The sequence below is a fragment of the Aestuariivivens sediminicola genome, assembly GCF_022662015.1.
Lineage (GTDB): Bacteria > Bacteroidota > Bacteroidia > Flavobacteriales > Flavobacteriaceae > Aestuariivivens > Aestuariivivens sediminicola.
The window spans coordinates 41,882-49,284 of the sequence record NZ_JAKMCM010000010.1 but is presented as its reverse complement, the minus strand read 5'-3'; the positions used below and the strand labels follow the sequence as shown (position 1 = coordinate 49,284).

The window sequence follows — 7,403 nt, the reverse complement described above, 5'->3', positions numbered from 1 at the left end:
GCATTGATACCACAGTTATCTGAGGTTGCTGGATTTACAAGAGCTACAGTAGCGAAGCACTCTCCGGGATCAACGTTAACAGCGACATCGGCAGCACAAGTTATTGTTGGGTCAATATTGTCAGTTAAAGTTACGCTTGCAGTGCAGGTGGAACTATCACTAGAATCTGTAACTGTTACTGTAATCGGTGAACCGATATCAGAACAATCAAAGCTACTAATATCGAGTGTATAATTTGGCCCTACGTTCAGTGGATCAATATCAGCAGGAGTAATGGATGCATTTCCTGTATTATCTAAAAAAACAGTAATGTTTTGACAACTGGGAGCTGCTAAAAGATTATTATTAGAAAATGTATAAATAGTGCTATTGTGAGGTTCAATCAACTGCGCATAATCCGAAAGAATACCATAATAAGGGGTATTGTTCTTTTCGGTAGACGCTATCTCTCTATTTATAAAGATGGAATTGGCCCAAAGCGAACTGCATAAAAGGAGGGCACTATACGTATATAGTAATTTACATAAGTAGCTTTTGTTCATAAACTGTTAATATTTTAGGGCGTTGCACAAACAAAATGTGTTCGCTTAAATAAAAATTTTTATAAACGAACATATTTATGGCTTAACGTGCTATTAACCAATTTTATGAGGGAAGCGGTAAAATTATTGTGATGCGTTGTAGGGGACAAAAAAAATCGTTGAAATACACTTATCCTCTACAGTTGGACGTAAATTTTACCCATGGATTAACTAACAGTTTTTTAATGGATAACAGGTCGTTTGAACCCCTACAAAAAAGTACGAATACAAAAAATACTGTTATACGGACACGAATATAGGATAATTAATTTAAAAAACATCTATGAAATGCAAATAAATTCGATAAAATGTAAATAAAAATATTGGTTCATCTGACTTAAGTAGTTGATAATAAATTAAATAAACTAAAATTTTAGGTATCAATACAGGTAAATCGATAACGTGTCAATTTAGAGGTCGATTTCGGGACTTTTATCGTTAGGATTCATGCTTTAATTTTCCATTAAGAAGCCCGTTTAGGGTCTTACAACGGCATTTAAAAAAAAAGGATTACTTCACTCAGCTATTCCGAGTGTTCCTCTATTTGGGCGTGAAGCAGCTGTTAAAATAGTTATGCCTGTGAATCCAAAATTTCATGCGGAAGAAATCAGAATTTCATGCCTATGAATTGGTAAAAACATAAGGATAAAATTGGATTTTATAAGCATCTTTCTTAAGCCTTATAAATACTGGGTGTTTCAGAGGATTATTAGAATTTTTTTCTTTCCTTATGTGCACTTCTCTCATCGGTCATAAGAAGTAACTTAATCTCTTTTTTTGATCATTCCTTTGTGATCGAGATGTATAGAATCTGCGTTTGGGGGCTGTGACAATAGAAAAGGTCCAAATGCTGACGCATTCTCCCTTTTTTATGCACTTATACCCGAAGCAAGCTTCAGTATCGGGCATAAAAAAAGTTCAGCACTTCGTACTGAACCTTTTCTGCTGTAGCGAGATCGAGATTTATAGTATCTGCGTTTAGGGGCCGTGACAATAGAAAAGGTTCAAATGCTGGCGCATTCTCCCTTTTTTATACCCTTATACCCGAAGCAAGCTTCAGTATCGGGCATAAAAAAAGTTCAGCACTTCGTACTGAACCTTTTCTGCTGTAGCGAGATCGAGATGTATAGAATCTGCGTTTGGGGGCTGTGACAATAGAAAAGGTCCAAATGCTGACGCATTCTCCCTTTTTTATGCACTTATACCCGAAGCAAGCTTCAGTATCGGGCATAAAAAAAGTTCAGCACTTCGTACTGAACCTTTTCTGCTGTAGCGAGATCGAGATTTGAACTCGAGACCTCCGGGTTATGAATCCGACGCTCTAACCACCTGAGCTACCTCGCCATTTTGAACTTAAAGCGCTAACCACCTGACCTGCCCGACTGACACCGTTCAGGCGGGGCTACCTCGCCTTTTTCAAGGCTGCAAAGATAAAAACAAAATCATTGCGCACAAACAGAACTTAAATAAAATATTATCACTTTTTTTTGTAAATCTCATGAATTAATGTATATATTGAGCAACATAAATTTAACAGCAACCTATGGACGATAAAATTAAGTTTGAACTCGAGTTTCCTATTCATGCATCTCCACAATTACTATTTCAATATATTTCCACCCCTTCTGGACTCTCCGAATGGTTTTCGGATAATGTCAATTCCCGAGGTGAAATATTCACCTTTATCTGGGACGGTAGTGAGGAAAAGGCGAAGTTGCTGAGTAAGAAAAGCGGGGAGCGGATCAAGTTCAGATGGGTGGTCGATGAAGAGGAGGATCTGAATTATTATTTCGAGATCCGTATTCAGGTGGATGAGATTACCAAAGACGTATCCCTGATGGTGACAGATTTTGCAGAGGAAGACGAAGTTGAGGAGGCTAAAATGCTATGGGACAACCAGATTTCTGATTTAAAACAGGTCCTGGGTTCGGTTTAGTTAGATCGTATTTTAATCTTATATTTGTCCCGATTTTTTCGGGATTTTTTTATGATCAATTTTAACGGAACTATTTTAGAAAACCAAACCGTTCTTTCCATGGAGAACAGAGGCTATGCCTATGGGGATGCGCTTTTTGAAACTGTAAAATCGGTACGGGGCAACCTGCTGTTCTGGGAAGACCACTATTTTCGATTAATGGCATCCATGCGTATTATGCGTATGGAAATCCCCATGAATTTCACCATGGAGTATCTTGAAAATCAGGTATTAAAAACCTTGGAGACCAATGCCTTATCAGATCAGACCGCCAGAGTGAAATTAACGGTGCATCGTGCAGAAGGGGGCCTGTATTTACCTGAAAATCACGATGTGGGCTTCGTGATTTCGGTAAAGCCTTTGGCAACTGACGCTTATCGGATGGATACCGATCCCTATGTGATCGATTTATTTAAAGATTATTATCTGTCACCGAGTTTGCTCTCCACTTTAAAGACCAATAACAAGGCCCTTAACGTTATTGGTAGTATATATGCGAGGGAAAACGGGTTGGCCAATTGTCTGCTGTTAAACACCAATAAAAATGTGGTGGAAGCCCTGAACGGTAACCTGTTCCTGGTAAAGGATCAGATCATAAAAACACCACCGCTTACTGAAGGCTGCCTGAATGGGATCATGCGTAAACAACTTCTGAGATTGTTAAAAAACCACCCTGCCTATGAGGTACGGGAAGCAACCATATCGGCATTCGAACTGCAAAAAGCGGATGAAATTTTTATAACCAATGTCATTGCGGGCATTCAACCCGTCACTAAATACCGCAAGAAACAATTTAGTATGGAAGTGTCGAAAGACATAACCCGGCATTTAAACGAGAGTCTCGGGCTGACTTAATTGTAATTCGGGTTTTCAGGCGCATTGGACCAGATGATATATTCACCGCCTAACTCCAACATTTTCTCTTTCCAAAAATGCTGATAGTCCTTTTCAATAATGGCCTTTTTGTAGATATTTTCAGAAACCACCCAGGAATTCAATTTTAACTCCTGCTCCAGTTGGTTGGCATCCCATCCGGAATACCCCAGGAAGAAGCGAATGTCCTTTTCTATTAAGGTTTCATTGGTAATGAGTTCAACCACCTTGTTGAAATCACCGCCCCAATAAATTCCAAAGGATATTTCTATACTGTTCGGAATAAGTTCGGGGACCTTATGGATAAAATAAAGATTATCCTGTTCCACCGGACCGCCGTTGTATACTCTGAAATAGGCCTCAACTTCAGGAAGGAGGTCGTTAATGGTGTATTCGAGCGGCTTGTTCAATATAAAACCAATAGACCCATCATGATTGTGATCGGCGAGCAAAACAATCGAGCGGTTAAATGATAAATCACCAATTATGGCAGGTTCGGCAATTAACAAATCGCCCTTTTTTGGTTTAATTGTGACCATATTTTTGTGAAATTTGTAACTAAATCTAATATTTATTTATTAAAAATGCAACTCTGACAAAAAGTCGAACAAAAAAAGCCTTCAAACAGATGAAGGCTTTTATTTAAATTTTTATGATGCAAGTTTAGTTAACTGCGCTTGATAAATCTGAACCAGCTTTAAACTTTACAACATTTTTGGCTTTAATTCTTATAGTCTCACCGGTTTGAGGGTTTCTGCCTTCTCTTGCTGATCTTTTAGAAACCGACCAAGAACCGAATCCAACTAGAGAAACACGGTTACCTTTTTGTAAAGCACCTTCAATTTCTATTAGAGCGCATTCTAAAGCTTTTTTTGCAGCAGCTTTCGTGATTCCTGCATGTTCTGCCATTGCATCGATTAAATCTGTTTTGTTCATAATATAAAATTTAAATAATTAAAATTGGTTAAACATCTTTTGTTAAATCCTCTACAAATTTATACGGATTATGCAACCACGCAAGTAATAGCAAGGGAAATGCATGGTTTTGTTGATAACTTCACGTATTTGTTAATAAAGGAGATGTATTTCGTCGAAGTTTTAATAATGGCAGTAATAATAAGGGTTTAGCGCATTTTGGCATTGGCATAAAAGGTATAACCATTTAATAGCGATTTGGTGTCCATTAATTTCTTTCCGGGAAGCTTAATTTTTTCAATTTTTATATAGCCATGGGGCACGGCTACCTTAAGTTCTTTTTTAGTGGCGACAATATGACCTGAAGCATAGCTATGGTCCTGATAGACCTTTTTACTTTCATAGATCTTAATATCCAATTCATCCTCCCCGTTACATAAGGTACACCAGGCACCCGGATACGGACTCAATCCGCGAATCTTATTATAGATGTCTTCTAAGGGAGCCTTCCAATCTAACTTACAGTTATCCCTGTTGAGTTTAAAAGCGGTTCTTAAGTTTTCCGTTTCTACCTGAGGGGTAGTTGTGACACTATCCGTTTCTATTTGCTTTACCGTTTTAATGACCAGATCACTGCCAATGGTCATGAGTTTGTCATGTAGGCTTCCGGCATTTTCATCGGGGTCTATGGCCACAGATTCCTGCAAGATCATTTCACCTGTGTCTATTTTTTCATCAATAAAGAATGTCGACACTCCCGTTTGGGTTTCCCCATTCATAATGGCCCAGTTTATAGGAGCGGCACCCCGATAATTCGGCAGCAGTGATGCATGCAAATTAAAGGTCCCGTATTCTGGCATTTGCCAAACTGCTTTTGGCAGCATTCTGAACGCCACTACGATCTGAAGATTTGCTTCCAGGGCCTTCAATGCACTTAAAAAGTCCTCATCCTTTAAATTTGTAGGTTGCAGCACCTTTAGGTTATTCAGTTTAGCATAGTGTTTTACCGCACTTTCACGGAGCTTTTGTCCACGACCCGCAGGTTTGTCCGGGGCGGTAATAACCCCCACAATAGTATAGTTGTTTTCGATTAAGGCCTTTAATGCCGGTACCGCGAAATCGGGAGTACCCATAAAAATGATTCGTAATTTCCTCATAGATGACTCAACTTATATGTATTCGTTTCTGTAATGGCGATGATGTCATGCTCCAGTAATGTATTCAACATCGACAGGGTTTCCTCTGCCGAGGAATCAATATGTGACATGATGTCTCGCGATGATTGATCGCCGTGTTCCAGTAGGGCAATGATCTTGTTCTTAAGAAGCCCCTGGGGCGTTGCTTCTTTTGGTTTCTTGTTTTTTAAACACACGTCACAAATACCACACGGTCTGGAATCGGATTCTCCAAAATAGGACAAAAGTTGCACGCTTCGGCAGACCTTGTCATTACCGATATAATCCAGTACCGCTTTTACCTGCTCTTGTCTAAGGGTGCGTTGCTGCTCTATGATGGAAGCAATGCGATTAATGGTTTTATCATCTTCACGAGGTTCGATAAACGTAATTTCGGCATCTGTCTTACGCATATCCAGATCGATGATACCGTCTTTATGCAGCTGTTTCAGCATCGCTATGATCTCGGTTTCGGTGGTCGAGGCCTTATCGGCAATCTTTAGCGTGTTCACCGGTGTCAGGTATTCAAAAATACCACCATAGATCCGCAGAATGGATTTCACAATCACTTCAAAATGGGAATGGCTGTCCAGATAATTAAAAAGGATATGTTGTGCAACCACAAATTGCAAGCTTACCTGAGTCCTGAAATGTCTCGACAGATTAATGATGCTGTTCCTGTCTAAGACCATCAGGGTGTTATAGCAAAGCAGCGCATTGAAATCGTAGGCTTTACAGAAGGCATTAAAATTAAAATTAAAGCTGCTGTAGGCGCCCTCACCATAGGATATTTGAAAATAATTACTGAGCTTTCGGTACACCATTTTTACAAACTGCACTGTGGGCAGACTGCTTAAAAACTGACTTTTTACAACATTTTCGTCACTGTCGTTCTTCAAAAGAATGGCATAGGCTTTATCATCATTGCGCCCGGCACGGCCGGCTTCCTGAAAATAGCTTTCAATACTATCGGGTAAATTCAAATGAATGACCGTTTTTACATTGGGCTTATCGATACCCATACCAAAGGCATTGGTCGCCACCATGACCTGTTTTTGTTCCTCTAACCAACGTGTCATGTTGTTGTTCTTTTCCTCTGCGGTAAGTCCACCGTGGTAAAAGGTGGCGCTAATTTTTTTTGATTCCAGAAACCCGCTGACCTCACTGCATAACCTTCTGTTTCGGACATAAATTATGGCCGGGGCCTTGTGTTTTTGTAAGATGGTTTCAAGCCTGTAATATTTGTCATTCTCATGCAGTACGATATAGGCCAGATGCGCCCTGAAAAAGGATTCTCGAAATACCTTGGGAGCTATGAAATCCAATGCACTAATAATGTCATCAACAACCTTTGGCCGGGCGGAGGCTGTAAGCGCGATGACATTTACGGACGGTTTTAGTTGTCTGAGTTGGACAATGTTCCTGTAGGCTGGTCTGAAATCATTTCCCCACTGTGAAATGCAATGGGCCTCATCGACTGCTATTAAAGAGACATTCATAAGTTTTATGCGTTCCTGTACCAATTCCTGCTGCAGTCGCTCCGGCGACACATACAAAAACTTATAATTCCCATAAATGGCATTGTCCAGAAGCGTATCCAGTTCCTGAAACGACAGACCACTGGTTAGCGCCATGGCTTTTATGCCTTTCTCATTTAGTGTTTTTACCTGGTCTTTCATTAAGGCAATCAAGGGAGAGACAACAATGCATATGCCGTCTTTCAGCAATGCAGGAATTTGGTAGCATATCGATTTACCGCCACCGGTAGGGAGCAGGGCAAAGGTGTCCTCCCCATCCAGAACCGATTGGATAATGGCTTCCTGCTGCGGTTTAAATGCCGTATAATTCCAGTAACGCTCTAATATGTTTATGGGGTGTTCCATA

General features: G+C 40.0%; 7 protein-coding genes and 1 tRNA gene. 2 read left to right on the top strand and 6 right to left on the bottom strand.

Annotation, left to right across the window (positions count from 1 at the left end; genetic code table 11):
• On the bottom strand, positions 1-542 hold a 542-nt coding region (locus MR041_RS15105; protein WP_242095090.1), incomplete at its 3' end, for a hypothetical protein.
• A gap of 1,309 nt (positions 543-1,851) precedes the next feature.
• A tRNA-Met gene (locus MR041_RS15100) sits at positions 1,852-1,925 on the bottom strand.
• A 199-nt stretch (positions 1,926-2,124) separates the two neighbouring features.
• On the opposite strand from MR041_RS15100, the gene MR041_RS15095 reads away from it, so the two are divergent.
• Positions 2,125-2,517: an START-like domain-containing protein gene (locus MR041_RS15095; protein WP_242095089.1), complete on the top strand. Its 393-nt coding sequence runs from the start codon at positions 2,125-2,127 to the stop codon at positions 2,515-2,517.
• Positions 2,518-2,568: 51 nt separating this feature from the next.
• Positions 2,569-3,411, top strand: coding sequence for an aminotransferase class IV (locus tag MR041_RS15090; RefSeq protein WP_242095088.1), 843 nt, complete (start codon positions 2,569-2,571; stop codon positions 3,409-3,411).
• On the opposite strand, the gene MR041_RS15085 is transcribed toward MR041_RS15090, so the two are convergent.
• The 4 genes from MR041_RS15085 to MR041_RS15070 all read right to left on the bottom strand — a co-directional run bounded on the left by MR041_RS15085 (position 3,408) and on the right by MR041_RS15070 (position 7,402).
• Positions 3,408-3,968 (bottom strand): YqgE/AlgH family protein, encoded by a 561-nt coding sequence (locus tag MR041_RS15085; protein WP_242095087.1) that lies wholly within the window; start codon positions 3,966-3,968, stop codon positions 3,408-3,410. The two genes, MR041_RS15090 and MR041_RS15085, sit on opposite strands and share 4 nt — an antisense overlap.
• A gap of 124 nt (positions 3,969-4,092) precedes the next feature.
• Positions 4,093-4,365, bottom strand: coding sequence for an HU family DNA-binding protein (locus MR041_RS15080; protein WP_242095086.1), 273 nt, complete (start codon positions 4,363-4,365; stop codon positions 4,093-4,095).
• Positions 4,366-4,553: 188 nt separating this feature from the next.
• On the bottom strand, positions 4,554-5,501 hold the full coding sequence (gene fmt, locus MR041_RS15075; RefSeq protein WP_242095085.1) for a methionyl-tRNA formyltransferase: 948 nt from the start codon (positions 5,499-5,501) through the stop codon (positions 4,554-4,556).
• Positions 5,498-7,402, bottom strand: a complete 1,905-nt coding sequence (locus MR041_RS15070) for a RecQ family ATP-dependent DNA helicase (RefSeq protein WP_242095084.1) — start codon at positions 7,400-7,402, stop codon at positions 5,498-5,500. The genes fmt and MR041_RS15070 overlap by 4 nt, the downstream gene beginning before the upstream one ends.
• Position 7,403: the final 1 nt, after the last annotated feature.